Consider the following 25,696-nt stretch of genomic DNA (forward strand, 5'->3'; position numbering starts at 1 on the left):
CTGAAAAGGTAAGATTAAGGGCCTTATGAAGAAATCACCTGCGTGGCGTTCCCCTGTGGCCGTCCAGATTGTCTTGATTGCGGCAATCGCGGCGGCCGTTTTCATGGGCATCTACGGCGTTATCAGCTCCCACAAATCAGGCGGCGAAGACACTACCGCTGCCCGACAGCATGATAATGGCGATGCTTCAGAAACCGCAGCTCCCAAGCCGGAGCCTTTCACCGCCGCGGCCGCCGGCGCCTGTTTGACGTGGGATATCGCGCAAGATGGCTCCGCCACCGGCTTCAAGGAAGTGCCCTGTTCCGAACAGCACCGCTTCGAGGTTTCCAAGACTGAAGACTTAAGTGTCTACCCCACCAGTGAATTCGGCACCGATGCCACTCGCCCAGCGCTTACCCGCCAACACCAGTTGCGCGATGAGCTGTGTGAATCCGCTACCGTGGGCTACCTGCACGGCAAATGGGATCCGAATGGTAAGTACGATGTGGCATCCATTCTTCCGCCGCAGTCCGCTTGGGACCGGGGTGACCGCACCCTGCTCTGCGGCCTGCAAACCACCGATGATCACGGCGTACCGCAGCTTAATACCGGCAACGTAGAGGCTTCCGAGCAAGCCAACCTCACCCAGCCGGGCGAGTGCTTGGCCATTGATGACAAGCAGGTTCCGCACGTGGTCGACTGCGCTAAGCCACACCAGATGGAGACCGTATCCGTTATTGATGTGGGCAAGCAGTTCCCTGATGGCTACCCGGACGGCAAGGATATGGACAAATTCCTTTCCGATACCTGTACCGCCGCTACCGAAGACTACCTCGGCGGCGAGGAGCAGCTTTACCAGTCCACACTGCAGCCATTCTGGGGGTCTATCACCGAGGCCTCGTGGAATGGCGGCACCAAGTCCGTCAATTGCTCCCTTGTGCACGCCCGCGAAGGCGGCGGCTTCTCTGCCATCACCGGCTCCGCTACCGGTGGCCGCCAGGCGCTGACTATCGACGGCAATCCGCCGGAGGAGCGACCTGAGCGCAATCCGCTGCGCGAGGATAAGGACAATAAGCCGGCACCCGAATCCGCCGCCCCTGCACCAGCCCCAGCACCCTAATGGTGGAGGTTTCGGAAGAGCGCTTCAACGAAATGGTCAACGAGGCGCTGGATCAGGTACCCGAGGAATTTGTGCGCCGCATGCGCAACCTCGTCATCTTGGTCGAAGATGAAAACCCCGATAACCCAATGCTGCTCGGGCTCTACGAAGGCGTGGCTCTACCCCACCGCACCTTCGATCACACCGGATTCTTGCCCGATGCGATCTTCATTTACCGGAAGTCGCTGCAGCGCTGGTCCGGCAGCGAGGAAGAACTAGCGGAACAGGTCAAAGTCACCGTATTCCATGAGCTCGGGCACTACTTCGGCCTCGAAGAAGAGGAGCTGCACCGGCTGGGCTGGGGCTAGAGCTCCGTATCTGCCCAACGGGTCAATGTCCACTCACCAAAGCCCTTGCCGCGTGGTTCTATCACCATGAAGCGGCAATTGGCCAGGTAGCCGGTATAGGCAAAGTCGGCATCAACACCCGTGGCGTGCTTGGTCACCACACGGATGGCCGCGCCGTGGCTGACTAGGATCACATCTTGGTCGTCGGCAAGCTGCTCTGCAATGCCCTCCAACACCGGCTGGTAGCGAGCCAGCACATCATCCAAGGTCTCGCCGCCTTCCATCCCGGCGCCCCGCTCGCCATCGCACCAGCCACGCATGGCCACCATGTGCGAACGGTGAGCATCCTCGCTGCCGTCCATTTCCCAATCGCCGGCAAAAATCTCATGCACACCGGCAATCACGTCCACACGCTGAGAAAACTCTGGCAAGCCGCGCTCCTGTTCAAAAGCGCACGCTGACAGCATTGCGGTTTGCTGCGCGCGCAGCGCGACGGAGCATTTAAATTCCACCTCGCGCTCACCCACCAACTGCGCCAGCTCACGGCCTACCTCCGTAGCTTGGTCGCGCCCGCGCTCGGTAAGCTCGGCCCCCGGCGGGCGGGTATCGAGTAAGCGGGAAATATTGGAATAGGTCTGGCCGTGGCGCAGCAGGATAATTCTTCCAGGCATACTCCTAGATTATTGCCCCCTGCGTGCCCGCGCTACCCAATCATCCGCCGCTGCCAGATCGCGCGGCGGCTTTCCCGCTGGGGTTGCCGTGGGCCACGAGCCGAGGAAGAGCAAGTTCTCTGCCCGCAGCCATAATGCTCGCAACGCCTCCGCAACCGGCTGATCATCGATATGCCCGATGAGATCCACATAGAAACGGTAGGTGCCAAAGGCTTGCCGCGTGGGCCGCGATTCAATCCGGGAGAGGTCCACCCCGCGGTGCGCAAAGTCCTGCAATGCACCTACCAGGCTGCCGGGCTCATTGGGCAGGGTGAAAATTACGCTCGTGCGGTCCTGGCCGGTACGCGCGGTGGGCTTTCCCGGTTTTCCCACTAGAACGAAGCGCGTTACGGCGCCCTTGACATCCGCCACACCGCGGGCGATAGCCTCCAATCCGAAGATTTCGGCGGCCCGCACCGGCGCTGCAGCGGCATCCGCATCCCCGCGGGCTACGGCTTCGGCCGCAGCGGCATTGGAACTGGCCGGTACAAACTCAACCTCCGGCAAGTTGTCTTTTACCCAGCCGCGGATTTGCTGGAAAGCCACTGGGTGAGTGCTCAGACGTCTAATACCGTCCGCGCCCGGCCTGGTCATGATGCTAAAAGCAACGGGAATATCCACCTCGCGGTAAATCTGCACCGGTTCTGCTTCAACAAGCGCGTCAAAAGTCGTGGTCACCGCACCATCCACGGAATTTTCAATGGCCACGCAGGCATAATCCGCCTGCCCGGCGCGCACGGCGGCCACAGCTTCCGAGGGAGAGCCAACCGGCAAGGGCTCTACCTCAGATAGGTATGCGGAAAACTTGTGCACGGCCGCTTCTGTAAAGGTTCCGGCCGGCCCGAGGAAGGCAATGGTGGTGGTCATGCACGTCACCTTAGCCCACTAGACTGGTGCTCCATGGACTTTTCCGTAGAACAACTCCGCGCGGACCTGAACGGCCTTGCCCCAGAGGAGCACGGTTTTGTCTACTTGGATATGGACCGCACACCCTCCGGTCACGGCCGGCTTGCCGGCTGGGTGCTCTCCGCCAAGGATCTCTGCGACGTCCGTGGCATGCCCACCACCTTGGGAAATGTCGATCGCACTTACTTTCCCGAATGCAGCGATGCTTTCTTAGAGGACCTAGAAAAGCAGGGTGCGTTATTCATCGGTAAGTCCTCCACCCCGGAGCTGGGTCTGCGCGTGGATACGGAGCCGGTGGGCCTACCCCACCCGCACAATCCCCTCTACCCGGGCTGCACTCCAGGTGGTTCCTCAGGTGGTGCGGCGGTACAGGTCGCACGGGGGTTACTGCGCGCCGCACACGCCAGCGACGGCGGCGGATCCATCCGCGTGCCCGCCGCGGCCTGCGGCGTGGTGGGCTTTAAGCCGGCCGGCAAAGAGCTAGGCGTGCAGGGGTTTATCACCCGGACCGTGGCCGATAATGCGTTTCTGCATGGCCACCGCATGATCACTCCCCGCGCCCGCATCGGGCTGCTGGTAGAGCCATTGTTCTGCGATGCCAGCGTCGACGCGCACCACCTGCGCGCTGCCCGCGAGGCGGCCGAACGCCTGCGAGCAGCCGGCTTCCACGTAGTGCCCATTTCCCCCTACCCGCAGGCACGAGCAACTTTTGCGCATTTCCGAAATACCTTTACCTCCCGCCTAGGGGGGCTCAGCCCAGCGGCGGGTTACGCCGCGTGGATTGCCCAGCAGGGCCAGCGCGTCAGCTCCGCCGAACTGGCCGCGGCGCGGGCACATGTCCGGCAGCTGCCCGGCTTACTAGCCCAGGAGTGGGGCGTCGATGCCATCCTCACCCCAATGCTGACCACGGATCCGCCGCGCATTGGCCATTTCCTCTCTCTTTCCCATGCGGAAAATTTCGCGGCCCAGACCCGGTGGTCGCCGTGGGGTTCCCTGTTCAACATGGCCCGCCTGCCAGCCATTTCCGTACCGTGGGCCGTACCCAATCACCCGCCGGTGGGCGTACACCTGGGAAGCATTACGCTTTCCGACGCCGCCCTCCTCGGCCTTGCCCACATCCTGCACCCATGACTAAGTCCCTACGCGCCGAACTGCTCATCGTCCTCACCCTCACTTTTGGCATTTCCGGGGTGCGGGCGGTGCTGCATCTCATCAATTCTCTTGCCTCGCCACAGCGGCTCAATGAGCAATCAGTCACGCTCAATTCCAGCCAGTCCTCTTTAGCCTGGGTGGATATGGGCCTGCAGCTGTGCTCGGCCGCCGTACTCTGCTCCTATGGTGCTTTGGCGCTTTTCCTGCTGGCTAAGGACCATATTTTCCCGCGTTCTTACCGCACCCGCGACTGTCTGGAGGGCGCGGGGCTTGCCGCCTTAATTGGCATCCCGGGCCTCGCGTTGTACTTCACAGCGGTACATTTTGGCTGGAGCAAAGAGGTCATACCTGGTGATTTTGCCAATGTCTGGCTAGAGATCCCCGTATCCCTTCTCAAGGCGGCCGCCAACGCCTTTGCAGAAGAGACCGTAGTGGTGATGTGGCTCCTGACGCGCCTGCGCCAGGCCCGTTGGTCCCTGCCGGCCACGCTTGCCGCAAGCTCCATCTTGCGCGGTTCCTATCACCTCTACCAAGGCGTTTCCGCTGGATTTGGCAATATCATCATGGGTTTAATTTACGGCTACTACTACCACCGCACGGGGCGGGTATGGCCGTTGGTCATAGCGCATTTTCTTATCGACGCCGTCGCTTTCGTGGGTTATTCCTTCCTGTGAAAATTCCCTTAGGGGGACGTCGCGAAGCGGGCGAAACTCCCCGCACCTTGTAAGGTATAGCGCATGACTGAATCAGGACGAGATCCGCATAGGGAGGCCCGCCGAGCCGGCGACGGTTCCTCCACTGAATTCGTCCTTGGGGCCGATGGACGTCCCCTCAAGGATCGATACGGCCGCCCTATCCGACGCCGCACCGCCGCTCGCCCGACACCGCGGCGCATCGAACCGGAACAGCAATCCTTCCGCGCTCCGCAGCCACAGCGGCAGCAACAGCCACCGCGCCGCACCCCGCCCCCAACGCCGAGCCGCTACCCGAGTCAATACCGAGCGCAACAACGCCCGCCTCGTCGAACCGAACGCCGACCGGCGCCACGTCAGCGCCCACATAGCCGCCGCAAGAAGGTCAATCCGGCCAAGCGCGCCCTCGGTTGTATTGGTCTGGCGCTGGTTGTCCTCTTGATATTCAACCTCGTCTTTATGTTTTGGACCGATGCTCGCCTGACCCGTATCGAGGCGCTCCCCGAAGACCAAGTGCCTAATACCGCCGGTACCAACTGGTTGCTTGTTGGTTCCGATTCCCGTCAAGGCCTAAGCGAGGAACAGCAGGTTGAATTGGGCACCGGCGGCGATGTGGGCGAAGGCCGCACCGATACCATCATGCTGCTGCACATCCCTCGCACCGGCAAGGCCAAGCTTGTGTCCATTCCGCGCGATAGCTACGTGGAAGTCCCCGGTTTTGGCATGGACAAGATCAATGCCGCCTTTACCTACGGTGGACCGCAGCTACTCACCCAAACCGTTGAAGGGACAACCGGTCTGCACATCGACCACTATGCCGAGATCGGTATGGGTGGCCTGGCCAATGTGGTCGATTCCGTCGGCGGCGTGGATGTTTGCGTGAAAGAACCCATCAATGATCCGCTAGCCAGCATCGATCTCCAAGACGGCTGCCAAAAGCTCAAGGGACGCGATGCTTTGGGCTACGTGCGCACCCGTGCTACTGCCATGGGAGACCTAGACCGCGTGCAGCGCCAGCGCGAATTCTTCTCCGCCTTGCTGGATAAGGTCGCTTCCCCAGCTACCCTTATCAACCCTTTCCGTGCCTTCTCTTTGGTCAACCACACCGCTTCCTCGTTCATCGTGGACGAGGGCGACCACGTCTGGCACCTTGCCCGCGTGGCACTCGCCATGGGCTCCGGAGTAGAAACAGAGACCGTCCCCGTCGGTGGATTCCAAGACACCGAGGTAGGCAACGTAGTCCTCTGGGACGAGGAAGCAGCCTCCGGATTGTGGGATTCCCTTAAATAGCGATCAAAAAATGGCACCTCCCCCACAGGAGGTGCCATTTTTATGTCTTTAGCGCAGGGTAACCTGGCGGGATTTAATGTTTTCTAGCTGCTTGCGCTCATCGGCACTTAGCTGAGCATCATTAGGGATTTCCTCCTCCAGGGCCTTATCCACGCGGGTGAGGTGGTCCTCATAAGAAGCGTAGTCAACCTCTGGATCCAGGTCGAAGACTGGGGCGATGAGACCGTGCGTGCGGAAGACACCGGCAAACTTGGTGCCCTCACCGAGGTTCAGCTCACCGCGGGCGGCTACGCGAGCTAGTGCGTTCAGGAATGCGGATTCATCATCGCTCGGGCGGACCCAACGGATGTGGGCCTTGCCACCGCCGGCATTTGCCCAAAAAGCAGCGCCGGTGATGTTCTCACCCACTTCGTGGGATTCGATGACGGAATCATTAGCTGCGCGTAGGGACTGCGCAATCTGCGGGGTAACCTGTGCACCCTCTGGGATCCACCACTCGAAGTCTTGGTGAACCTGCACGTCGAGGGCTGCGGAGGCGTCGATAAGCTCCTCCAGCTTCGGCTCCGAGCCATCGGCCGCGGTGGATTCAAGGGTGGCGCCGGGTTCATTATTTTTTACCCAGTTAAGGGCAAAGGCCAAGTCGCGGCCCGGGTTATGGGTATGCGACTGTACCTGCAGGCCCACGAAGGCATCGCCGCCAAATTCAGCATCACGAATTAGCGCAGCAGAAGCGCCCGGCAACACGGTGGCTACATATACGTCTTTGTCGCAGCCTTTGACCTCAAGCTTGGCAAAAGCGGAGGGGACGAACTCCTGCATGGCGACCAGGGAGGCCTCTGCAGCAAGTCCGCCGTAGGGGCGGGGGTCCTTTTCTAGGGCAGCGCGCTCCTTGGCGCGAGCAGCGAGTTTTGCCTGACGGCGGGACATACCCTCAGGCAGCTGTTCCTTGTTCTTTTTCTTCTTGGCCATGCCTCCAAGATACCTGCTTACTAGAGCTCAATGGCATGCAGGGCCACTTCAGGCTGGTTGGTAGCGAGCATATCCACCCCGTTGGCCCACGCCCACTTCATATCCTCTGGCTTATCTACGGTCCACAGGTAAGTAGGCAATCCCTGGGCGCCGATAATTGCCGGCTGTAGCTTCGCCCGCAGCAAGGATACGCCCAGGGCAGTGGGCTTAGACAACATCACATCGGGACGGTTAACGTGGCGCTCCCAATCGCGGCGGAGATAAACCCGGTCCATGTGCGGCGCCAAATTCTGCATGCGGCGAATGGCGTGGTGGGAAAAAGAGATGACGTGGATCCGGGGATCGTCGAAAAGCCCTGCATATCGCAGGCGCAGAACCGTTTGCTCCTCCAGGAAGTCGCCTTGCCCGGAGGGGTGCTTGGTCTCGATGTATAGGTGGTGCGGTTTGCCCTCTAGTAGTTCCAAGAGTTCATCGAGAAGCATCATGCGTTGGCCCGAACCGATGTCCACGCCGCGCAATTCTTCCCAGTCCAGCTTGGAAATGCGGCCAGGACGCCCCGCAGTGCGGTCCAGCGTGGGATCGTGTTGGACCACTACCTTTCCATCGCGCGTCAAGCGCACATCGCACTCGACGCCATGAATTGGCAAATCTAAAGCCTTCTCAAAAGCTAGAGGAGATAGCTCTGGATATTTTCCGGAGTATCCCCTGTGAGCGACAATCTTCACTAGCCGAAGAACTCTTCCTTGATGTCATTCAGGGTCTTCGCAGAAGCATCGAAACGCTCCTTTTCGTGCTCATTGAGCTGCAGCTCAATCGCGCGCACGATGCCGGAGCGATTGATAATGGCAGCGGTGCCGATGTAGAGATCTTCTACGCCGTACTCGCCCTGCAGGTACGCAGAAACTGGCAGAGCCACGTCCTGGTTCTGGATGACGGCGGCGGTAATGCGGGCCAAGCCCATACCGATGCCGAAGGAAGTGGAGCCCTTGGCGTCAATAATGGAGTAGGCGGCATCGCGGGTATCTTCGAAGATCTTCTCGATGCGCCCTGCATACTCCGGATCCGTATCCAGCTTCTTAGACAACGGAACACCGGCGATGTTGGCAGTAGAGACTGCGGGCAGCTCGGAATCGCCGTGCTCGCCCACAATGTAGGCGTGGACGGACTTCGGGGCAACGCCTTCCAGCTCACCTAGCATATAGCGGAAGCGTGCGGAGTCCAGTACGGTGCCGGAGCCGATGACGCGCTTGTGGTCCAGACCGGAGGCCTTCCATACGGCGTAGGTCAGGATGTCCACTGGGTTGGACGCGACAAGGAAGATGCCATCAAAGTCATTCGCCATGACATCGGCAACGATGCTGTTCATGATCTTGACATTCTTGCCTACCAAGTCCAAGCGGGTCTCGCCCGGCTTCTGTGCGGCACCGGCGCAGATGACGACCATATCGGCATCTGCACAATCGGCGTAGGTGCCCTTGGTCACGCGGGTACGGGTGGGAGCCCAAACAACACCATGGTTGAGGTCCATGACGTTTCCCTCTAGCTTCTTTTCATCGATGTCGATGATTGCCAAGTGGTCAACGATGCTTTGGTTGATGAGAGCGAAGGCGTAGGCGACTCCCACGTCGCCTGCGCCGATGAGAACTACTTTGTTTCCAACATGATTTGCCATGACCCCATTGTGCAACTTTCTCGGAATTTTTGCACGGGCTTAATCTCACACTGAAATTCCCAACGAAATCTGGGACAATCAGGCATTATGAAACGCGCTTTCCGCCGCGCTGCACTAATCGCTCTTGGCGTAGCCGCGGATCTCACGCCCATCGTCCGTATGACCAGCCGGCAAACTTTACCGCCCAATATGTCGGCTGGAATTTTGGGTGCCGAATTAGCCACGTGGGCTGCCGTTTCCCCCTCCCTCCTCCCCCGTCCGTGGTGGGTGACCGCTGCCAACGTGGCAATTGGGCAAGGAATTGGGCATTTAGGGGCGGCTTCGACAAGCTTCTTCCTCAATAGCATTGGCAAACGCCCGCAGGACCGTCTCGGGCCGCAGCATCGGCAAATTTTGCACCTTGCTATCGGTGCCGGCACTGCGTTTAATGCTGTGCTTTCGCTGCGCAACCAGAAAAAGCAGGCGGAGTTGGTCAATAAACAGCTCGTGCGCGGGCCCGTCACGGCGGCAATCGGCTTGGCTGCTGGCACCGCAGGCTATGGCACACTACTGCTCATCGGGGAGGCCACCCAGTTGGCGGTTACTAAGCTCTCGCGCCAGCTGGGGCGCTGGGTACCGGCGCTTATCGCTTGGCCGGTGGTTACCGCGGGACTGAGCTTAACGGCCTTCGCACTTTCTGACCGCGTGGTTTTCCGGCGCTGGCTGCGCTCGCTATCACACCAAGCGCAGCGAATAAATAAGCAAATTTTCCCTGGCACCTCTATGCCGTGGGAGCCGGAACGTTCCGGTAGCCCGTGGTCACTCGAACCGTGGTCGGCCCTGGGACAACAGGGCCGTCGCTTCGTATCCAATGGCCCCCGCGCCCGCGATATCCGCACGGCGACAGGGAACGATGCCAAGGAGCCCATCCGCATCTACGCCGGCTACATCCCAGGCCGCTCCTTCCGGCAATCTGCGGAAAAAATTCGCGCCGAGCTCGAGCGCACTGGTGCACTGCGGCGAGAAACGATTGTTATCCAGATGCCGGCCGGCTCGGGGTGGATCAATAACTGGGGCGCGAGCTCCTATGAGTTCTTAACGGGCGGTGATTGCGTCACCGTCACCATGCAGTATTCCTATCTACCCTCGGTTTTTGCTTACCTCGTGGATAAAAACGCACCGAAGCAGGCGGCCCGCGAATTGATTCGGGTGGTTCAAGAAGAAATAGACAAACTGCCAGAAGAAAACCGCCCACGGCTCTATTTCGCAGGCGAATCTCTTGGCGCTTACGCCATTATGGATAACTACCATAATAAGGAGGACCTACTTTCTGAATGCAATGGTGCCGTCTTTTCTGGCCCTCCGCGTATGACGCACTTTACGCAACGTCTGCGCCGAGATATTGGCTCTTTGGAACGCCTGCCCGTTATCGACGGCGGCAAGCATGTCCGCTACGCAGCCGTCCCCAGCCACACCCTGCACGACGCCTTTGGCAACGACTACGCCCACACTTGGCGCCGGCCCCGCATGCTCATTGCCCAGCATGCCTCCGACGCAATCGTGTGGTGGGATCTCAACCTTCTCGTGCGCAGGCCCACCTGGCTCCGTGAACCGCAGCCGGAAGCACTGCACGCGGATACTTTCCGGCAGCTGCACTGGGTACCTTTTATTACTTGGTGGCAAATTGGCTTGGACCAAATCAATTCCCTCAACGTCCCTGGCGGGCACGGACACAACTACTTTGAGGAAATGCTCTGGTACTGGGATGAGGTCTTAGGCTCCCAATCGCGCCAATCGCTTACGCCGAGGTTGGCCAAGAAGATCGCCCGCTTCATCCGGCGCGACGCCTAGTCGCACTTCACCCCGGTGCTGTGGTGTGGGCAGTATCCATTGGGCACCTTATGTAGATACTGCTGGTGCTCATCTTCAGCTAAGTAGTATTCCCCGGAATCGGTATCGGAAAGGAGCTTGACTTCCGTGGTGGTATCTCCAAATCCGAATTCCTTGAGCTTATCTGCATAGGAATCCACGATGCTCTGGATTTCTACACGCTCTTCCTCCGTGCGTGGGTAGAAGGCAGAGCGGTACTGCGTTCCCACATCGTTGCCCTGACGGAAGCCCTGGGTAGGATCGTGCGCTTCTAGGGCCTGCACCACGAGATCACGCAGGCTGACGCGTTGCGGATCATAGACCACCTCTACCACCTCGGCATGGTTGGTCAACCCACGGCATACCTCGTAATAGGTGGGATTCGGCGTGGTACCGCCCGCATAGCCCACCGAGGTCGATTCCACTCCTTCTGTTTCCCAAAACATTTTCTCCGCGCCCCAGAAACATCCCAGCGCGATAAGAATGGAACGCTGTCCGTCTTTCCACGGGCCGGTAATCGGCGTTCCTAAAACAGCATGCGGCGCAGGGTTCAGGATCGGCTTGGCTCGACCCGGCAGGGCCTCGTCTGCGGCGACTAGTTTGGGCTCCGGCTTAAACATCCACATGAGGTATAGCTCCTTCCTTATTCCTTCTTCCCAACGTTGTACTGCGGAAAGCTATTCCGTAGCCAGTTAATATTCGCGCGAGTTCCACATTTCGAATTAATCATGGCGAAATCTTTCAACCGTGCCTATCATCGGGACACGTACCCGAAGAAAGGATTTAACAAATGGCTGTTTACGAACTTCCTGACCTCCCATACGCATTCGACGCACTGGAGCCACACATCTCCGCAGAGATCATGGAGCTCCACCACGATAAGCACCACGCAACCTACGTTGCTGGCGCTAACGCTGCACTCGAGGCGCTCGAGGAAGAGCGCAACGGCGAGGCTAACCCAGATCGCATCCGCGCCCTGTCCAAGAACTTGGCATTTAACCTGGGTGGCCACACCAACCACTCCATCTTCTGGAAGAACCTGTCCCCGAATGGTGGTGGCGAGCCAACCGGCGAGCTGGCAGAGGCCATCAACCGTGACTTCGGTTCCTTTGAGAAGTTCAAGGCTCACTTCTCCGCTGCTGCTACCTCCCTGCAGGGCTCCGGCTGGGCAGTTCTGGGCTACGACCACATTGCTGGCCGCCTAATCATCGAGCAGCTGACTGACCAGCAGGGTAATACCTCCATCAACTTCACCCCGCTGCTGATGCTGGATATGTGGGAGCACGCTTTCTACCTGCAGTACAAGAACGTTAAGGCCGACTATGTTAAGGCCGTATGGAACGTCTTCAACTGGGATGACGTTGCTGAGCGCTTCGCTGCAGCCACCAAGTAACCCCTTTTAGTTACTCGGGCCGCCCCCTCTGGGGCGGCTTTTTCTATGCCCGGATAAACTCTCGGAATTGTTGCACCGGAGGCGCATCGTCCCCGGCGCGCCACACCAATCCGAGTTCGCGGTACGCGGGCGGCGTGAGGGGAATCAAGCTTCCCACCTGTAGATAAGGATCATCGAGCGGCAATAGCGCCACCCCCAACCCTGCTGCTACCAACCCCGCGACGGTGGTAAGCTCCATCGATTCAAAGACCAGATGAGGGGTGAAACCGGCGTCTTCTGCGAGGACATCGAGAAGCATGCGCGTGCCATAGCCAGGGAGCATGCCGATGAATGGCTCCGCGGCGAATTCCGCTAGGTCAGCCTCTCTCTGGTTCGCTGCCCAGTGGCCTTCCGGTACCGCAAGACCTAGGCGCTGGATTTTTATCTGGTGCCAGCCCAATGCCGCATCAGGCCGTGGGCCCACGAGGGCCAGGTCGGACTCGCCATTTTCTACCCTGCTCACCAGCTCTTTGGCAGCTCCTTGGTGCAGGCGAATATCCACGTGCGGGTGCTGCGCGCGGTAGCTTTTGAGTAGGTCCGGAACTAACCAGGTACCTAACGAGTGCATGAAATCTAAGCGCACGGTGCCGTGTTCTGGATCCATGAGACGGGCTACATCGTCCCGCCCAACGTGGTAGGCCCGGAGCATTTTCCGCCCAGCCGCAGCAAAGGCCCTGCCGCGCGAGTTTACGTGCAAGCTGCGCCCAGTGCGCTCGAAAAGGCGGGCGCCAAGGCTGGCCTCTACGCGCTGTACGCGGCGGGTTAACGCTGATTGAGAAATTCCCAGAACATCGGCCGCGGCGCCAACTCGACCGTGTTCCACCACCGCGAGGAAGCCGCGGACATCCTCCACATTCATGCATACTCCGCATCGATTATCGCAATTCCCCACATTTTACACATGCAGCGCAGCGGGGCAGGCTGAAAGCATGACTCGAACGCGGCGCGCTATGGTAGCCATGCTCCTTGTAGGCTTGGCCATTTTCTCCAGCCTCTATTCCACCCAGGCTATCCTCCCCACGCTGGTAGAAAACATGGGCCTGTCCTCCACCGAAGCTGCCCTGACCGTATCGGCCGCCACGGGGGCGCTAGCCCTGTGTGTGGTGCCCGCTTCCATCCTCTCCGAGCGTTTCGGACGCGGACGCATCCTCCTCATTTCGGCCGTTGCCGCGACCAGTGTCGGACTCGTGGTACCGATCGCCCACCAGGGGTGGCAGCTGATCCTGCTGCGCGGCCTCCAAGGCGCGCTCCTTTCCGGAGCCCCTGCTACCGCGATGGCATGGCTTGCTGAAGAGCTCGACGATCAAGCCCTGCCGCGGGCCATGGGTCTCTACATTGCTGGCACCTCCATCGGCGGCCTTACCGGGCGCCTCATCCCTACCGGACTGGTGGAGGTTTCCACGTGGCGTTGGGCACTTTTCGGCTCGGCGCTGGTCTCACTGACCTTTGCTCTCACGTCCTGGCTTCTGCTTCCCGCACAACGCAATTTCCGCCCAAAGCCCATCCGTCTCAAAAACGAAAGCCGCGCGCTTTTTGGCCACTGGGCTAACCGGGATTTGGCACTACTCTTTCTCACCGCATTCCTGTCGATGGGCACTTTTGTCTCCATGTATAACTTCCTCACCTTTCGGCTCATCGATGATTTCGGATTGGCTCCTTCACTCGCCGGCTTGGCCTTCCTGTTCTACCTCTCCGGCACCTGGTCCTCGGCACGAGCCGGATCACTAGTGGCGCGGATCGGCCATGGGAAAACCCTCTGTGCTTCGGCCGCGCTTTTCGCTCTAGGTATCGCGCTCTGCGCCGGTAACCTGCCGCTAACACTTCTGGGCATGATCGCCTTTACCGTAGGGTTTTTCGCAGTACACTCCACTGCCTCCGGGTGGGTGGGACAGATTGCCACACACGATCGCGCGGAAGCCTCCTCTATGTATGTTTTCTGCTACTACTTTGGATCTTCCGTGGTGGGCGCGTGTGCCGGGCTGCTTTTCGACGCCCTTTCTTGGCCTCTCTTCATTGCCTTCTTCACCGCCGTAGCCCTCGCCCTTACGGCGCTGACTTGGACCACGATTAAAACCGACTAAACTCGGTTTTATGCCTGATAATAAATGGTCAGCGCGGACATGGCACCGCAAAGCCTCCCGTCCCGTATCCCTATGGATGATGATCTTCATCCTCGTGGGGGCAACACATACCTTGGTGCCGAATTATCGGTGGGTGCTCATCCACCTATTCACTCTCGGACTGGTAAGCAATAGCATCATCGTCTGGTCGCAGCACCTGACGGAAAAGTTCACCCAACAGCGCCTCCCCGATTCCACCCGGCCCACCCAATTGGCCCGTATTTATGGACTCAACGCCGGAATAATCATCGCATTGGTTGGCCAAATCCTCCTGGAATATTGGTCCCAGCACTGGATCGTCACCCAAGTGGGCGCCACCCTCATTGCCCTTATGGTGTTCTGGCATGCGGTGTCACTTTTCCAGCAATGGCGCGGCGCCAAAGAAAAGCGTTTTCGTCCCGTGGTGGGCGCGTATGTCCTTTCCGCCCTCTGTCTGCCGGTAGGCGCCATTTTCGGCGGGTTGCTGGCCGTCTATCCCGGACACCCCACGTTGCTGCTCGCCCATATTGCTGCCAATATCGGCGGATTCATCGGCTTGGCCGCAGCCGGCTCTCTCACCATCCTTTTCCCGTCTATCTGGCGCACCCAGGGCATTAATCGCCACATGCGATCCTCCTTTGTGCTGCTCGCCGTCGGCGTGGCCGCCACCATCGTTGGCGCCTTCCTCGACTTTCCTCAGTTGGGCCTAATCGTCTACTGCTGCGGTTGGACGCTGAGCCTGCAGCAATGGCTCTCCAACGTACTGACAGTGGTGAAGGAACCGCGTGATCGCATCACGTTCGCCTCGGTCTCCGTTCTCATGGCCTCGTTGTGGCTGGTGCTGTCTCTGGTGTACTACACCGTGCAGCACTTCTTTATCACTGAGCCAGCGCTGCCTACACTCGCCTTGCTGGTGGGATTTGCCGGGCAACTCCTCATCGGGGTCATGAGCTACCTCTTGCCCACCACCATGGGTGGCGGCCCCGCCGCCGTCCGAGCGGGCCTGCAGCAGCTCGACAAACTCGGCCTCCTGCGCGCTACCTTTGTCAACGGCGGGCTACTCATTTGGATCGGCACCGACATTTCCCTGCTCAAGGTGGTCGCCTCCCTCCTGTGCATCGTGTCTCTGGCGGTCTACCCCGTGCTCATCGCCCGAGCGGTCAAGGCCCAAAAGCAGGTTTTGATGAAGAAGGCAGAAGGCCCGGAGCCTAAGCCGGGGCCTGAATGGAACCAGATTTATGCGGGCGTAGCGATCCTCGCGGTCATCTACGCCTTATTTACAGCGCTGTAGTACCCGGCGCTCCGGAGTTCATCCACTCGCGGACCGCGCGGGTCGCCTGCACATCGCCGGAGTTATAGTCCAGCAAGCGCTGCCGCGCCACGAGGTCACCGGCTAGCGCCTCGCGCCGCGCATTCACGGATTCTTCGCCGTCGAAGTCCTCTTCGGGCCAAGTAAACCCGGCCTGTGGCGCAACCACTTTTAGGCCTAAACCGAAGGGGCCGGCGAAGGATCTTTTGACGTGGGCGAACATATCGACCCACTCGCGCGAAGAAATAAACTCTTCAACCTCCCGCTCATCCACCTCGCGGAAGCGCTGCGCAGACATGCGCATCCAGTGGTTCTCACCGTGGGCCGAATAGCAATACGCAGCAAACGTTTTGCCTTGGGCATGTGCGTTCGCGCGGAGCTCCATCAACCAGCGCCAGAAAGCCGCGAAATTCTCTGCCTCGGCGCGCCCGCCCAAAGGTTCCCAGGTAACGAAAGGGATGTACTCGCCGTCGTGCCACACGCCCCAAAGATATGCACCCTGGTCTAAATAAGCTTCCATATCCACGTCTACTTCCACGTCCGCACGCGGAACGTGCACGTCGCTGCGGCGCAGCAGCACTTCCCCGGCGCGCCAGGCAGCGGCAAGGCGGGAGGGTTCGCCTAAGTTGGCGTCGATAAGCGCCTGCACCGTAGTAATCCCCCGCTCACGATAAGGCTTAGCCCGGTCGCCGGATAAAAAGAGCGAAATATCATCCGCCGCTACCAACTCCTGTTCACACAGGGGCCAAAAACGGCAGCTAGCGCACTCCTTAACCCGAACCGGCGCGGTGGGCAGCGGCTGATTCCAGGCGCGTTCCAGATCGAACTTGGCCGTCTCGGTGAAAAATGCCCGGGTGCGATCCTGCCCAATGGCCCCGCCCCGGCCAGAACCAAGACCGAGATCGCGTAGAGCACGGGCAGCAAAAGCTAAGCGATAGCCATCCACCGAATGATGGCGCAGCCTATACGGCACCTCGAGCGGTTCGCTTAGGCCCAGGCGGTGGGTGGGCACCGCCAACGACGTCTTTGTGTCGTTCTTCCGGGCGACCCGGTGATTGGAGACGATGATTGGGGTGTATTTATCGCCCTCGCGCAGGAGCAAGTCCACGCGCACCATCCACTCCTCGGTAGCAAAAACCGCGTTAGTGATGTGCGTATATCCAGAAGCCAATGCTTCAAGGGTACGCATCGAGCGCTCCCACTCATCTCCTTCTAAATCGATGCGGCGGAACCGGCCAGAGCCCTTGCGGGGAAACATCTCCATGACCGCCTCCACGGCGGCCGCATGGCGTTCCGCCCGGGCGATCGAAGCATGGGTACGCGGCATCTCAGGGTGCGCGCGCCGCTGCACTAGGCGGTAGCGACACCCCACAAGGTCCGAAGCAACAACCACATCCTCCACACCGGGTGAGCTTAATAGAACGGCAAGGTAAAGTTGAATCCAGACTCGATCAAACGTGAGGGAAATTTAATGAGCATTCTGAAGAAAGTTAAAAAGGCCCGCCAAGAAGCACGTGCCCAGGCAAAGGCCGCCAAAACCCGCGCTAAGGCAGAGGTAAAGGCACAGTCTAAGGACCGCCGCCGCCAGCAGAAGCTCCTGGCCAAGCAGGAAAAGCACCTCATCAAGTCTGAGGAAAAAGGCCTGAAGAAGCGCCGCAAGCACGAGCAAAAGATGGCCAAGAACGAGCTAGCCAAGCTCAAGGCCGGCCGATTTAATTCCGATAACGTCAAGCGCTACGCCGGTGCACTGCGCACCGCCGCGCCCCTGCTGCTGCCGCTTCTCTACCGTGGCTACGTAGGCTTGAAGACCGAAGGCGAAAAGCGCAAGGCCGCTAAGGCCGGTGTGAGCTCGGACCAGATGGCTTCCTTCTCCGGTTACGGTGCACCACTTAAGGCCCGCACCGCAGGCATCCGCAACTCCCTCGACAACACGGACGTTCCGGCCGGATTCAAGCGCGATGTGCGTGACCGCCTGCAGGAAGTAGACTCCGCCATCGATAATGCCGAGTTCATGACTGAGCAGCAGCGCCGCCGCGCACACAAGACCATTAGCTCAGAAATTGACTCCATTACTGCGGAAATCCAGCAGCGTCTGGCCCAGTAGGAGAAACCACGCCACCACCGCCCCCTATTAGGTGGTGGCGTTTATTTATTTTCCATAAAGATCCGGGATTTTTCGGGAAAAGTATTTTCAGCCCGAAAAGGTTGCTGATAGTCTTCTAACCACTCTATCCCCCTAAACACCGTTTATACTCTCTTTGTTTGGTGTGCATTTAGAAAATTGGAGGCAAAATGTCCCGCCGTGAAGTGACCCAATTTTACGACGACTTGGACCACACCCTAATTCCCGAGGACCAGCTAGAAGTCATTCGCTTTAGCGTAAACGGTCAAAATTACCTTATCGATCTCTCTGCGGATAACGCGCGTCGCTTCCATAATCTTCTTGCCCCCTACGTGGAGGCTGCCCGCGTTGCCCCCGCTCTTGATGCGCAGCGGGCAAACCCCAGCCAAATCCGTGAATGGGCGCGCACCCAAGGCCTGCCAGTAGCGCACCGCGGAAAAATCCCGCAGGACGTCATCGAGGCCTATAACGCCGCCAACTAAAGCACGCCCTGCTCGCGCGCAGCCGCCACAGCGGAGGTGCGCGAACGCACACCCAACTTGTCATAAATGTGTACAAGGTGGGACTTCACCGTGGCCTCAGACAGCATGAGGTCCTGGCCTATCTGCCGGTTGGACGCGCCCGCCGCTACCAGCTGCAAGACTTCCAGTTCACGGGGCGTGAGCGAGGTGCGTGGCGTGCGCACGCGAGTCATTAGCCTATCTGCCACGATGGGAGACAGCGCCGAATCACCCTCCGCAGTCGAGCGCACCGCCGCAAGCAGCTCCTGCGGAGGAGCATCCTTGAGCAGGTAGCCAACGGCGCCAGCTTCGATAGCGCCGAGAATATCCGCGTCGGTGTCATAGTTGGTGACCACGAGGACTTTGGGCGGGGTGTCCATAGCGGAGCGAATCTGCGCGGTTGCCTCCGCACCGCCCATCACTCGGGTGCCCTCCACGCCCGCGCCAAAGCGCAGGTCCATCAAGATGAGATCGATGCCGCCTGCTTGTGCTGCCGACACCGCAGCTTCGGCCGTAGCGACCTCGCCTACGACGTCGATATCTTCTGCACCCTCGAGCACGGAGCGCAGGCCTAGCCGGACGATTTCGTGGTCATCTGCCAATAGGACCCGAATCACGACATTCCTCCTATCGATGTCTTTGTCAACCAAAAGTTTAATCTACTCGGTTGTCTAAGGGCATACTAACTGACACTGCAGTGCCCTCCCCCGGCGCGGATTCAATAATGACCTCCCCGCCTAGTTCCTGCGCGCGGCGCCGAAGCGCGGCCAGCCCAATATGCCCCAGCCCAGCCGGGGCACTTTCCACCGCAGCCGGATCAAACCCCTTGCCGTTATCCACCACATCCAAGCGCACCTCATCGCCCTCGTAGGTCACTGTGATCCGGGCGCGGCTCGCCTGCGCATGCTTGACGACGTTCCCCACAGCCCCCTGTGCTATTCGCAGCAACGCCGCCTCCACCTTCATAGGCAGCTGTTGCACCTCGCCTTCAGATTCCACCTCAACGTGGATATCTGCGGTAGCCCCAAAATTTTCCGCCATGCGGGTCAGCGCGGCCTCAAGGGACGCCTCATTGAGCGTCGGTGGCTGCAAGGCAGCAATCATTGCCCGCGCTTCGTGCAGGTTGTCCGCGGCCGTCCTGCGGGCCAGTTCGATGCGCTCTCGCGCCTTGTCCGTATCCTGCTTATCCAGATCGCGGTCCGCCGAATGCAAGAGCATCTGAATGGAGGAAAGCCCTTGGGCGAGGGTGTCATGAATTTCATGGGCAATACGCTGACGCTCGGCGACCATGCCCGCATCGCGCTCTGTGGCCGCCAGTTGCGAACGGGTTGCGACCAACTCCTTATTCATCCGCGATAGCGTCCGGAAGGCATAAGTGATCGCTATCGTCACCAGCGCCGAGACTGCCGGACCCATCACCCCGCCAAAGGTCAACCCCTGCGGAATCTGCACCACCACGGTGATGATTGAGGCGCCAATGACGCACACGATGCCCGCTGCCATATCCAGTACCGTGAGGTATAAGAAGAACATGGCGAAGACCAAATAGATTGCCGCTGGGGCCACGAATAAGTCCGCCACCCACAGCACCGATAGGATGCATAACCACAAGTAGCGCACCGGCTGGGCCCAATACTCCCCATAAACCGAGCCTGCAAAGTACACCGCTGCAAAGCCCACTAAAAGCAGCAGGTTAATAATCGCTTGCGAAAGCGGCATCCGCGCGGAGGTAAAAATGCCTACCACCAGCAGGCCAGCGGTCAAGATGTGGATACCGCTGCGCAGCGCATCGGTATCCCGGTCTATTGTGGAGCTCATGCGCAAAAGCCTACTGTCCCTTCTCGCTCTAGCCACCTTTGGGATCGCCGGCTGCGATTCATCGGCACCCACCCCCGCGCCAACCAGCACAGTAGCTCCGGGATCCGCGGAAGCCCCGGAGGTTAACGTCACTCAAGCCGCGGAGGTCAATGACTGGAGCGATTGCCCCTACATCGACCCCGGCTGGCTCGAAGAAACCAATGGCCAGCGTCTGACCAAGCAGGGCGTCGACGCGCGCTTTCCTACCCCGGCCTGTGTGTTCTGGTCCTACCAGGACGATCCGCAAGCCACCGTCATCGTGCGCGATATGCCCACGGTCGAAGACGCCCGCGCCGCAGTAGATTGGGCCGCGCCTATCGACGCCACCGAACCCGCTTCCTTCGACGGATGGGAAGGCGGCAGGGGCGTAGTCAACGAGCACGCCGTGTACGCGGTGCAAAAGGATACGCACGCAGTGCTGGTGTGGAGCAACCAGCAACAAACCGTTAAATCAGAACAGATCGCCCACGAAGCGATTGCTAACTTAGGCCTTTAAACCGCGACGTCGTTATACGGCATCATCGGCGACAGCCATGGGAATACGACCTCCATCAGTAGGAAGAAAACTCCCACTGCGATAGCGATGGCCAAAACAGCCTTCACCGGTGTCGGCCCTGGCAAGAGTTTCCACAAAGCGCGATACATTATTTCTCCTCTTTTTCTACTTCCATAGCGTGCACGATCATGCGTTCCGCATTAGAAAACTGCGGGTGACACGTGGTCAGGGTCAGGATCTCGCGGCTCGGCTCGGCGTCTGATTCTGGCACCGGGTGGGTTACCGAGACGTCACCAGGCGTTGTAATGTGCCGGCCAGCCACGTGGGCGTATTCCGGCGGCATCCCGTTGAAACAATCCGCCTGCTCACCATCGATGGGCAGCACGCGATAGGTGATTCGCTCCGTTTGCGTCTCCACCACGATGTCATCGCAGGTCTGCAGCTTGCCAAGGTCGTTGAAGGGAGCTCCCTTGCCCACACGGTGGCCCGCAACCGCGAAGTTACCCAGCTCCCCCGGCATCTGGGAGTCCACGTAGCGACCCGGTCCGCGCAGCAGATCATCTTCGTTAGTGCCCTCAATAATGGCGAAGTGGTAGTCGGAACCGAAGGTGGGAATATAGAGTTGTGCGAAAGCCTTGCCTAATTCCGGCTCCATCTTCTGCCGTGGATTGCGCCATTGCTCTTCGAGGTGGGCGCTCGCCTCCTCCTGAAGCTGACCGGATTCTACATTTGTCCAATAGGCTTCATAGAATGCAAAGAGTAAAAGCACCACGCCAATGGTTAGCATGAGTTCCCCAAGAACTTTAGTCATGCCTTAGACCATACTGCCCATGAAAGGTTAAGCATGTACGAAGTCTTCATGTACCCGGTTTCTGGATTCATGAAATTCTGGCACTGGATCGTCAGCAGCTTCGTCAGTGAATCCGCGGCTTGGCTGATCTCCATCATTCTGCTCGTTATCACCGTGCGTGGCGTCGTTGTCCCTCTGAACTGGATTTCCGTACGCTCCGCCCGCATCGGCGCACTCATCCGCCCAGAAAACAACCGCATCAAAAAGCAGATGAATAACGCCACCACTACCGAGGAAATGGTGGAGCTCATGCAAGAGGAAAAGAACCTCATGAAGAGCTACAACTATAACCCCGCAGCGGGTTGTTTTCCCCCGCTCATCATGATTCCGGCCTTCATCGGCCTCTACCAGGTGCTCCTGCGCATGTCTAATATCGAGCGCGGCTCCACCACCGTGGGAATGCTGAATGCCTCCGATGTGTCGGCCTTCCGCCAAACTACCTTCTACGGCGCCCCGTTGACGGATTTCGCCCGCGAACACGGCGATCTCATCAACCCCATCTTGATAGCCGCTATTGCCTTTACCATGGCTAATTCTGTTATTTCTTTGGTGCGCAGCTTCCGCACCACTCAGTTTGATAAGAAGGTCAACCGTCGCGTCTTCATCATCATGGGCTTTTTGCTCTTAGTCATCCCATTCTTCCTATGGAACTTGGCCCAAACCGGACCAATCCCGGTAGCAATCATCCTCTACTGGGGCTGCGCGTATCTCTTTATGCTGCTCCAAACCGCCATCTTTGAGATCATTTTGCACCGCGACTACCCGCTTACTGAGGACGTTCATACTATGCGCCGAGAAAGCATCCGCCGCTGGCGCAAGCGCGAAAAAGAACCCGCCCTCTCCAAGGAAGAGAAGAAGCGGGTCAACCAGCTACGTATGGAGGCTCGAAAGTACCTTAAATCGAATAATCAGCAGGGGGAGCAGAAAGCATCTGAGTAGCCAGTTCGCGAGCCGTCTGCAGCGGCCCAATCTCCTTGGTGAGCCGAGCGCCGGCGCGACCACCATCCAAGAAGATCAAAAGCTGGCTCGCCTGCGAAGAGGATGGGTACCCATTGCGCTCAGTCAACAATGCCGTCAAGGTGGAGTGGACCCAGTTACGGTGCTCAACACATGCGGCCACGATCCTGTGCTCAGCTTCAGTTTCTGGTCGCGGGTATTCTCCGGCCGCATTCAAAAAGTGAGATCCACGGAACTCCTGCTTGGGTTCTTCTTCAATCGCCTTATCAAAAAAGGCCAAGATCTTCTGATCTGGATCCGTCATGTCCGCTGTGCGCTGCTCCCAATCCTGACGGAATTTCTCGTCCAGCGCTTCCACATAGGCGATAACGAGCGCGTCTTTAGAACCAAATAGGGAGTATAAAGAAGCCTTAGCCACATCAGCCTCGCGCAAGATGCGGTCAATTCCGATGACACGAATGCCCTCGGTGGTAAAAAGCTTGGTCGCCGATTCCAGCAGCCGGCTACGCGGGCTGGGCCTATTACGGCGCGACTTCTTCTCTGCCATGGGTTCCTCTCTAAAACGACAAAGCCGGTTCATCTATACTTTATAGACAAACCGGTTTGTACGCGAATTAAATTCGGGCTACTTCTTAATGAGCCCCACGATCCACAACAGGATACAAGCACCACCAGTAGCGGCAATCAAGGAGAAGATCCATCCGCCTTCCTCGATATTCAGGAAGTGGATAATCATTCCGCCGATAATGCCACCCAGCACACCAACAATAAGGTTGGTCAACAAGCCGTGGTCGCGCTTCATAATCTTTTCTGCCAGCCAGCCGGCAATGATACCAATAACAATCGAGCTAAAAAGCCCCAGGCCCAAATTCATGCAATCCTCCTAAAATAGCGGGTATACCTTAGCGTACACGAGCGCACGCTACCTAAGGCGGCTCCGCACAACAAGAGCGCTCCGCCCTTGTGGGCGAAGCGCTCTATGAATAGCAGTCTCTAGCTTTCCTCATCCGGGCGGACAACCATCATCGGACACGGTGCGGACTGCAGCAGCGCACGAGAGGTCGAACCCAAGAGCATGCCTTTAAAGCCGCCGCGACCGTGGGAACCCACAACCAGAAGCTGCGCACCTTCTGCGGCTTCGGTCAAAGCGCTCACTGGACGATCCCGGGTGATAAGCTGCTTGACCTCTACGTCTGGGTATTCCTCGCGCGGTTCCTTGAGGTTTTCAGCCAGCAGCTCGCTCTGCTCCTTTTCAATATCAGCCCACTCGGACTGAGCGGCCGACAGACCCGCCAGGGAAGCCTGCACCTGCATATCCATCCAGGTATGGACCGCAATCAAAGCGGCGCCACGAGCCTGTGCCTCACGGAAGGCATAAGAAGTGGCCTTCTGCGAGACCTCAGAGCCATCCACACCGACCACGACAGGACCGTACTTGGTGGAGTCTGTAACGTGATTATCTTCGCGAACGACGACCACTGGGCAAGAAGCGTGGGAGACAACCGAAGCGGAGACAGAGCCCATGACCATGCCGGACAAACCGCCCATGCCACGGGAGCCCATGACGATCATGGTGACATCATGCGACATTTCCAGCAGCATGTCGATGGGAGAGCCCTCAGCAACGGTGTGCCCAATCTTGAGCTCCGGAGCTACCTCATGAGCGATAGCGCGAGCCTCTTCGATCTTCTCAAGGGTCTCGGCCTGCAAGTCATCGAAAAGTTCTTTCGGCGGAACCATGCCCTCTGCGTACAGGAACTGGGGCATGGTGTAGCTCGATGCAATTCGAAGAGGAATCTCGCGCTTCATTGCCGTATTTGCGGCCCAGCGTACTGCATTCTTCGATGCTTCCGAACCGTCAACGGCAACGACTACAATGTCTTCCTTAGCCATGATGTGTCCTTTCCGTGGTTATACCTTAATTGTAGTACGGATTAGGCTTGAGGGTTGGTGGTTGCGGCCTCGGAATTCGACGGGAACATAACGGTGTAAACAAATTCTAAGACGGTGCGAATTACGGCGCCGATACCTTCAGAGAAAAAGGCGACAACCGGTTCAATGAGAGAGTTAAAATCCATGGACAAAACTTTAATACATCGCAGAAAAGGTTTCACGCCTTTGCCGATCAAAGATGGCCTAAACCCAACCCGCGTGCGCACCCCTGAGGCAGGCATAACAGCCTGGGATTTTCTTAGTGCAGTAATTTCGACACAACGCCATCGACACCCCGACGACGACGCCTCGGCGCTCCAGGCGCGCTTCGACTCCGGCGAGGTTGTCCTACGCAATCAAACCAGGCTTCGGCCGGACTCAATATTAGGCAACGACGAGGACGTCTTTTTCTACCGCATCCCGGCACCCGAAACACCGGTGCCTTACGACGTCCCTATTCTCTTCGAAGATGAACATATCCTCGTCGCCGATAAGCCGCCGTTTATGGCAACCATGCCACGCGCACGCCACATCGTACAGACAGCTACAGTCCAGCTCCGACGAATGACAGGAAACGACGAGCTCGCACCGGCGCACCGCCTAGACAGACTTACCTCCGGAATTTTGCTATTCACCAAACATCGTGATGTTCGCGGCGCCTACCAAACGCTCTTTGCGGAAAAGAAAGTACAAAAGACCTATCAGGCGATCGCCGAATACCGCCGATTTCCGACGCCCCTACAGTGGGCCTCCCACCTCACCAAAACCCCCGGCGAAATCCAAGGCCGCATAGGCGATGGCACCCCCAACGCATTTACTACTCTGACTGCAGTAGAACTAATAGATAACGCCCCGTATGAACAGATCCACGGAGAACTGCCACAATTAGGCAAATACACGCTCAAACCCACCACGGGCAAGACCCATCAACTGCGTCTCCACATGTGGCAGGCTGGAATACCCATCCTGGGTGATCCTGTCTATCCAGAAATCTATCCCGAGGATGCTGAGGATATGCGGATCCCTATGCATCTCACCGCAACCCACATCGAATTTACTGACCCCCTCAGCGGGAAGTACCGGGCGTTCGAGTCCGCCCTTCCTCTCTATACGCACCGCTTAATAGATCAAAGATAGCCGACACACTGTGTAGTCCATGAAACGGTCACGTGGCGAAAAAGTATAGCCAAAGCCGGCGCCCTTTACGAGTAGATAAGGGAAAATCACCGAGCTATTCCTAGTCCGTAGATCCCCAGCAACGAGCACAGTTGGGTGCGGGAACACTCTCAATCGCTCGTCCTGAAGTGTTCTCCTGGGAGCCTAATGCCTATAAACTTCAGCTACGACGAATGGTGGCGGTGTGCAGCTCGCTACGTGTTCCGTCGCGTGATGCTTGCTCCCCGCAAAACGTGAAAGAAGGGAAGAGGACGGTGGGTGTTCCGTTCACTTCCCTTCTTTTGGGTTATTGAATTATGTTT

The 25,696-nt window shown here is 58.6% G+C and carries 30 protein-coding genes; 14 read left to right on the top strand and 16 right to left on the bottom strand.

The features are described 5' to 3' along the window. Positions 1 to 25 precede the first annotated feature (25 nt). Together L8V22_RS10200 and L8V22_RS10205 are read left to right on the top strand one after the other, a co-directional pair. On the top strand, positions 26 to 1,099 hold the full coding sequence (locus L8V22_RS10200; RefSeq protein WP_238801918.1) for a septum formation family protein: 1,074 nt from the start codon (positions 26 to 28) through the stop codon (positions 1,097 to 1,099). Continuing rightward, positions 1,099 to 1,446 carry a metallopeptidase family protein gene (locus tag L8V22_RS10205; protein WP_238801919.1) on the top strand — a complete coding sequence of 116 codons (348 nt, stop codon included), beginning with the start codon at positions 1,099 to 1,101 and terminating at the stop codon, positions 1,444 to 1,446. The genes L8V22_RS10200 and L8V22_RS10205 overlap by 1 nt, the downstream gene beginning before the upstream one ends. Here L8V22_RS10205 and L8V22_RS10210 read toward each other — a convergent pair. Together L8V22_RS10210 and pheA are read right to left on the bottom strand one after the other, a co-directional pair. Further along, positions 1,443 to 2,096, bottom strand: coding sequence for a histidine phosphatase family protein (locus L8V22_RS10210; RefSeq protein WP_238801920.1), 654 nt, complete (start codon positions 2,094 to 2,096; stop codon positions 1,443 to 1,445). The two genes, L8V22_RS10205 and L8V22_RS10210, sit on opposite strands and share 4 nt — an antisense overlap. 9 nt (positions 2,097 to 2,105) lie before the next feature. Continuing rightward, complete coding sequence (gene pheA / locus L8V22_RS10215; RefSeq protein WP_238801921.1) at positions 2,106 to 3,002, bottom strand: prephenate dehydratase; 897 nt, start codon at positions 3,000 to 3,002, stop codon at positions 2,106 to 2,108. Between the two features lie 33 nt (positions 3,003 to 3,035). Between pheA and L8V22_RS10220 the strand changes: the two genes are divergently transcribed. From L8V22_RS10220 to L8V22_RS10230, 3 genes are all read left to right on the top strand, one after another. Then, a complete protein-coding gene (locus L8V22_RS10220; protein WP_238801922.1) occupies positions 3,036 to 4,172 on the top strand; it encodes an amidase in 1,137 nt (378 codons plus the stop codon). Further along, entirely contained in the window at positions 4,169 to 4,867 is a 699-nt protein-coding gene (locus L8V22_RS10225) for a CPBP family intramembrane glutamic endopeptidase (protein ID WP_238801923.1), read from the top strand. The genes L8V22_RS10220 and L8V22_RS10225 overlap by 4 nt, the downstream gene beginning before the upstream one ends. Before the next feature lie 63 nt (positions 4,868 to 4,930). Then, positions 4,931 to 6,175 (top strand): LCP family protein, encoded by a 1,245-nt coding sequence (locus L8V22_RS10230; RefSeq protein ID WP_238801924.1) that lies wholly within the window; start codon positions 4,931 to 4,933, stop codon positions 6,173 to 6,175. A gap of 48 nt (positions 6,176 to 6,223) precedes the next feature. Here L8V22_RS10230 and L8V22_RS10235 read toward each other — a convergent pair whose 3' ends face one another. Genes L8V22_RS10235 through L8V22_RS10245 form a run of 3 tightly spaced genes read right to left on the bottom strand, consistent with a single transcriptional unit; the run spans position 6,224 to position 8,816 of the window. Further along, positions 6,224 to 7,144 carry a DUF5926 family protein gene (locus L8V22_RS10235; protein WP_238801925.1) on the bottom strand — a complete coding sequence of 307 codons (921 nt, stop codon included), beginning with the start codon at positions 7,142 to 7,144 and terminating at the stop codon, positions 6,224 to 6,226. A gap of 20 nt (positions 7,145 to 7,164) precedes the next feature. Continuing rightward, positions 7,165 to 7,869: a glycerophosphodiester phosphodiesterase family protein gene (locus L8V22_RS10240; RefSeq protein WP_238801926.1), complete on the bottom strand. Its 705-nt coding sequence runs from the start codon at positions 7,867 to 7,869 to the stop codon at positions 7,165 to 7,167. Continuing rightward, a complete protein-coding gene (locus L8V22_RS10245; protein WP_238801927.1) occupies positions 7,869 to 8,816 on the bottom strand; it encodes an L-lactate dehydrogenase in 948 nt (315 codons plus the stop codon). The genes L8V22_RS10240 and L8V22_RS10245 overlap by 1 nt, the downstream gene beginning before the upstream one ends. Before the next feature lie 87 nt (positions 8,817 to 8,903). Between L8V22_RS10245 and L8V22_RS10250 the strand changes: the two genes are divergently transcribed. After that, positions 8,904 to 10,646, top strand: a complete 1,743-nt coding sequence (locus tag L8V22_RS10250; RefSeq protein ID WP_238801928.1) for an alpha/beta-hydrolase family protein — start codon at positions 8,904 to 8,906, stop codon at positions 10,644 to 10,646. Here the strand turns inward: L8V22_RS10250 and msrA are convergent. Continuing rightward, complete coding sequence (msrA, locus tag L8V22_RS10255) at positions 10,643 to 11,290, bottom strand: peptide-methionine (S)-S-oxide reductase MsrA (protein ID WP_238801929.1); 648 nt, start codon at positions 11,288 to 11,290, stop codon at positions 10,643 to 10,645. The two genes, L8V22_RS10250 and msrA, sit on opposite strands and share 4 nt — an antisense overlap. A 164-nt stretch (positions 11,291 to 11,454) precedes the next feature. Between msrA and L8V22_RS10260 the strand changes: the two genes are divergently transcribed. Next, positions 11,455 to 12,057 (top strand): superoxide dismutase, encoded by a 603-nt coding sequence (locus tag L8V22_RS10260; RefSeq protein ID WP_005325362.1) that lies wholly within the window; start codon positions 11,455 to 11,457, stop codon positions 12,055 to 12,057. Between the two features lie 43 nt (positions 12,058 to 12,100). On the opposite strand, the gene L8V22_RS10265 is transcribed toward L8V22_RS10260, so the two are convergent. After that, complete coding sequence (locus L8V22_RS10265) at positions 12,101 to 12,955, bottom strand: LysR family transcriptional regulator (protein ID WP_238801930.1); 855 nt, start codon at positions 12,953 to 12,955, stop codon at positions 12,101 to 12,103. Positions 12,956 to 13,025: 70 nt separating this feature from the next. Here L8V22_RS10265 and L8V22_RS10270 point away from each other — a divergent pair, with 70 nt between their 5' ends. After that, complete coding sequence (locus tag L8V22_RS10270) at positions 13,026 to 14,177, top strand: MFS transporter (protein WP_238801931.1); 1,152 nt, start codon at positions 13,026 to 13,028, stop codon at positions 14,175 to 14,177. Between the two features lie 10 nt (positions 14,178 to 14,187). Next, positions 14,188 to 15,486: a copper oxidase gene (locus tag L8V22_RS10275; RefSeq protein ID WP_238801932.1), complete on the top strand. Its 1,299-nt coding sequence runs from the start codon at positions 14,188 to 14,190 to the stop codon at positions 15,484 to 15,486. Here L8V22_RS10275 and L8V22_RS10280 read toward each other — a convergent pair. Beyond that, a complete protein-coding gene (locus L8V22_RS10280) occupies positions 15,473 to 16,906 on the bottom strand; it encodes a TM0106 family RecB-like putative nuclease (RefSeq protein WP_238801933.1) in 1,434 nt (477 codons plus the stop codon). The genes L8V22_RS10275 and L8V22_RS10280 overlap by 14 nt on opposite strands. Positions 16,907 to 16,975: 69 nt before the next feature. Between L8V22_RS10280 and L8V22_RS10285 the strand changes: the two genes are divergently transcribed. Beyond that, on the top strand, positions 16,976 to 17,608 hold the full coding sequence (locus L8V22_RS10285) for a DUF6474 family protein (RefSeq protein WP_238801934.1): 633 nt from the start codon (positions 16,976 to 16,978) through the stop codon (positions 17,606 to 17,608). Between the two features lie 188 nt (positions 17,609 to 17,796). Further along, the gene (locus L8V22_RS10290; RefSeq protein ID WP_238801935.1) at positions 17,797 to 18,108 is read left to right on the top strand and encodes a histone-like nucleoid-structuring protein Lsr2; all 312 of its coding nucleotides are present in this window, start codon (positions 17,797 to 17,799) and stop codon (positions 18,106 to 18,108) included. On the opposite strand, the gene L8V22_RS10295 is transcribed toward L8V22_RS10290, so the two are convergent. Both L8V22_RS10295 and L8V22_RS10300 read right to left on the bottom strand, forming a co-directional pair. Continuing rightward, positions 18,105 to 18,743 carry a LuxR C-terminal-related transcriptional regulator gene (locus tag L8V22_RS10295; RefSeq protein ID WP_238801936.1) on the bottom strand — a complete coding sequence of 213 codons (639 nt, stop codon included), beginning with the start codon at positions 18,741 to 18,743 and terminating at the stop codon, positions 18,105 to 18,107. The genes L8V22_RS10290 and L8V22_RS10295 overlap by 4 nt on opposite strands. Before the next feature lie 37 nt (positions 18,744 to 18,780). Then, positions 18,781 to 19,944 carry a sensor histidine kinase gene (locus L8V22_RS10300; protein WP_238801937.1) on the bottom strand — a complete coding sequence of 388 codons (1,164 nt, stop codon included), beginning with the start codon at positions 19,942 to 19,944 and terminating at the stop codon, positions 18,781 to 18,783. Here L8V22_RS10300 and L8V22_RS10305 point away from each other — a divergent pair. Then, positions 19,943 to 20,479 carry a DUF2020 domain-containing protein gene (locus L8V22_RS10305; RefSeq protein ID WP_238801938.1) on the top strand — a complete coding sequence of 179 codons (537 nt, stop codon included), beginning with the start codon at positions 19,943 to 19,945 and terminating at the stop codon, positions 20,477 to 20,479. The two genes, L8V22_RS10300 and L8V22_RS10305, sit on opposite strands and share 2 nt — an antisense overlap. Here L8V22_RS10305 and L8V22_RS10310 read toward each other — a convergent pair. Beyond that, positions 20,476 to 20,628, bottom strand: a complete 153-nt coding sequence (locus L8V22_RS10310) for a hypothetical protein (protein WP_238801939.1) — start codon at positions 20,626 to 20,628, stop codon at positions 20,476 to 20,478. The genes L8V22_RS10305 and L8V22_RS10310 overlap by 4 nt on opposite strands. Then, complete coding sequence (locus L8V22_RS10315) at positions 20,628 to 21,290, bottom strand: class E sortase (protein WP_238801940.1); 663 nt, start codon at positions 21,288 to 21,290, stop codon at positions 20,628 to 20,630. Before L8V22_RS10315 ends, L8V22_RS10310 begins: the two co-directional genes overlap by 1 nt. A 33-nt stretch (positions 21,291 to 21,323) precedes the next feature. Here L8V22_RS10315 and yidC point away from each other — a divergent pair, with 33 nt between their 5' ends. Next, positions 21,324 to 22,268 carry a membrane protein insertase YidC gene (gene yidC / locus L8V22_RS10320; RefSeq protein ID WP_238801941.1) on the top strand — a complete coding sequence of 315 codons (945 nt, stop codon included), beginning with the start codon at positions 21,324 to 21,326 and terminating at the stop codon, positions 22,266 to 22,268. Here the strand turns inward: yidC and L8V22_RS10325 are convergent. The 4 genes from L8V22_RS10325 to L8V22_RS10340 form a co-directional block, all read right to left on the bottom strand. Then, a complete protein-coding gene (locus L8V22_RS10325) occupies positions 22,225 to 22,833 on the bottom strand; it encodes a TetR/AcrR family transcriptional regulator (protein ID WP_238801942.1) in 609 nt (202 codons plus the stop codon). The two genes, yidC and L8V22_RS10325, sit on opposite strands and share 44 nt — an antisense overlap. A 78-nt stretch (positions 22,834 to 22,911) precedes the next feature. Next, positions 22,912 to 23,160 (bottom strand): GlsB/YeaQ/YmgE family stress response membrane protein, encoded by a 249-nt coding sequence (locus L8V22_RS10330; protein WP_005325340.1) that lies wholly within the window; start codon positions 23,158 to 23,160, stop codon positions 22,912 to 22,914. A 119-nt stretch (positions 23,161 to 23,279) separates the two neighbouring features. After that, a complete protein-coding gene (locus tag L8V22_RS10335; protein WP_238801943.1) occupies positions 23,280 to 24,179 on the bottom strand; it encodes a universal stress protein in 900 nt (299 codons plus the stop codon). Positions 24,180 to 24,220: 41 nt separating this feature from the next. Then, positions 24,221 to 24,364, bottom strand: coding sequence for a hypothetical protein (locus L8V22_RS10340; RefSeq protein WP_238801944.1), 144 nt, complete (start codon positions 24,362 to 24,364; stop codon positions 24,221 to 24,223). Between L8V22_RS10340 and L8V22_RS10345 the strand changes: the two genes are divergently transcribed. Next, the gene (locus L8V22_RS10345) at positions 24,345 to 25,355 is read left to right on the top strand and encodes a pseudouridine synthase (RefSeq protein WP_338028280.1); all 1,011 of its coding nucleotides are present in this window, start codon (positions 24,345 to 24,347) and stop codon (positions 25,353 to 25,355) included. The two genes, L8V22_RS10340 and L8V22_RS10345, sit on opposite strands and share 20 nt — an antisense overlap. Positions 25,356 to 25,696 lie beyond the last annotated feature (341 nt).

Source organism: Corynebacterium yonathiae, from assembly GCF_027570195.1.
Lineage (GTDB): Bacteria > Actinomycetota > Actinomycetes > Mycobacteriales > Mycobacteriaceae > Corynebacterium > Corynebacterium yonathiae.

What these genes read in the sequence shown, in the direction of transcription:
- L8V22_RS10200 (WP_238801918.1), top strand. Translation starts at nt 26, where the DNA reads ATGAAGAAATCACCTGCGTGGCGTTCCCCTGTGGCCGTCCAGATTGTC.
- L8V22_RS10205 (WP_238801919.1), top strand. Translation starts at nt 1,099, where the DNA reads ATGGTGGAGGTTTCGGAAGAGCGCTTCAACGAAATGGTCAACGAGGCG.
- L8V22_RS10210 (WP_238801920.1), bottom strand. Translation starts at nt 2,096, where the DNA reads ATGCCTGGAAGAATTATCCTGCTGCGCCACGGCCAGACCTATTCCAAT.
- pheA (WP_238801921.1), bottom strand. Translation starts at nt 3,002, where the DNA reads ATGACCACCACCATTGCCTTCCTCGGGCCGGCCGGAACCTTTACAGAA.
- L8V22_RS10220 (WP_238801922.1), top strand. Translation starts at nt 3,036, where the DNA reads ATGGACTTTTCCGTAGAACAACTCCGCGCGGACCTGAACGGCCTTGCC.
- L8V22_RS10225 (WP_238801923.1), top strand. Translation starts at nt 4,169, where the DNA reads ATGACTAAGTCCCTACGCGCCGAACTGCTCATCGTCCTCACCCTCACT.
- L8V22_RS10230 (WP_238801924.1), top strand. Translation starts at nt 4,931, where the DNA reads ATGACTGAATCAGGACGAGATCCGCATAGGGAGGCCCGCCGAGCCGGC.
- L8V22_RS10235 (WP_238801925.1), bottom strand. Translation starts at nt 7,144, where the DNA reads ATGGCCAAGAAGAAAAAGAACAAGGAACAGCTGCCTGAGGGTATGTCC.
- L8V22_RS10245 (WP_238801927.1), bottom strand. Translation starts at nt 8,816, where the DNA reads ATGGCAAATCATGTTGGAAACAAAGTAGTTCTCATCGGCGCAGGCGAC.
- L8V22_RS10250 (WP_238801928.1), top strand. Translation starts at nt 8,904, where the DNA reads ATGAAACGCGCTTTCCGCCGCGCTGCACTAATCGCTCTTGGCGTAGCC.
- msrA (WP_238801929.1), bottom strand. Translation starts at nt 11,290, where the DNA reads ATGTGGATGTTTAAGCCGGAGCCCAAACTAGTCGCCGCAGACGAGGCC.
- L8V22_RS10260 (WP_005325362.1), top strand. Translation starts at nt 11,455, where the DNA reads ATGGCTGTTTACGAACTTCCTGACCTCCCATACGCATTCGACGCACTG.
- L8V22_RS10265 (WP_238801930.1), bottom strand. Translation starts at nt 12,955, where the DNA reads ATGAATGTGGAGGATGTCCGCGGCTTCCTCGCGGTGGTGGAACACGGT.
- L8V22_RS10270 (WP_238801931.1), top strand. Translation starts at nt 13,026, where the DNA reads ATGACTCGAACGCGGCGCGCTATGGTAGCCATGCTCCTTGTAGGCTTG.
- L8V22_RS10275 (WP_238801932.1), top strand. Translation starts at nt 14,188, where the DNA reads ATGCCTGATAATAAATGGTCAGCGCGGACATGGCACCGCAAAGCCTCC.
- L8V22_RS10285 (WP_238801934.1), top strand. Translation starts at nt 16,976, where the DNA reads ATGAGCATTCTGAAGAAAGTTAAAAAGGCCCGCCAAGAAGCACGTGCC.
- L8V22_RS10290 (WP_238801935.1), top strand. Translation starts at nt 17,797, where the DNA reads ATGTCCCGCCGTGAAGTGACCCAATTTTACGACGACTTGGACCACACC.
- L8V22_RS10305 (WP_238801938.1), top strand. Translation starts at nt 19,943, where the DNA reads ATGCGCAAAAGCCTACTGTCCCTTCTCGCTCTAGCCACCTTTGGGATC.
- L8V22_RS10300 (WP_238801937.1), bottom strand. Translation starts at nt 19,944, where the DNA reads ATGAGCTCCACAATAGACCGGGATACCGATGCGCTGCGCAGCGGTATC.
- L8V22_RS10310 (WP_238801939.1), bottom strand. Translation starts at nt 20,628, where the DNA reads ATGTATCGCGCTTTGTGGAAACTCTTGCCAGGGCCGACACCGGTGAAG.
- L8V22_RS10315 (WP_238801940.1), bottom strand. Translation starts at nt 21,290, where the DNA reads ATGACTAAAGTTCTTGGGGAACTCATGCTAACCATTGGCGTGGTGCTT.
- yidC (WP_238801941.1), top strand. Translation starts at nt 21,324, where the DNA reads ATGTACGAAGTCTTCATGTACCCGGTTTCTGGATTCATGAAATTCTGG.
- L8V22_RS10325 (WP_238801942.1), bottom strand. Translation starts at nt 22,833, where the DNA reads ATGGCAGAGAAGAAGTCGCGCCGTAATAGGCCCAGCCCGCGTAGCCGG.
- L8V22_RS10330 (WP_005325340.1), bottom strand. Translation starts at nt 23,160, where the DNA reads ATGAATTTGGGCCTGGGGCTTTTTAGCTCGATTGTTATTGGTATCATT.
- L8V22_RS10335 (WP_238801943.1), bottom strand. Translation starts at nt 24,179, where the DNA reads ATGGCTAAGGAAGACATTGTAGTCGTTGCCGTTGACGGTTCGGAAGCA.
- L8V22_RS10345 (WP_338028280.1), top strand. Translation starts at nt 24,345, where the DNA reads ATGAGAGAGTTAAAATCCATGGACAAAACTTTAATACATCGCAGAAAA.
- L8V22_RS10340 (WP_238801944.1), bottom strand. Translation starts at nt 24,364, where the DNA reads ATGGATTTTAACTCTCTCATTGAACCGGTTGTCGCCTTTTTCTCTGAA.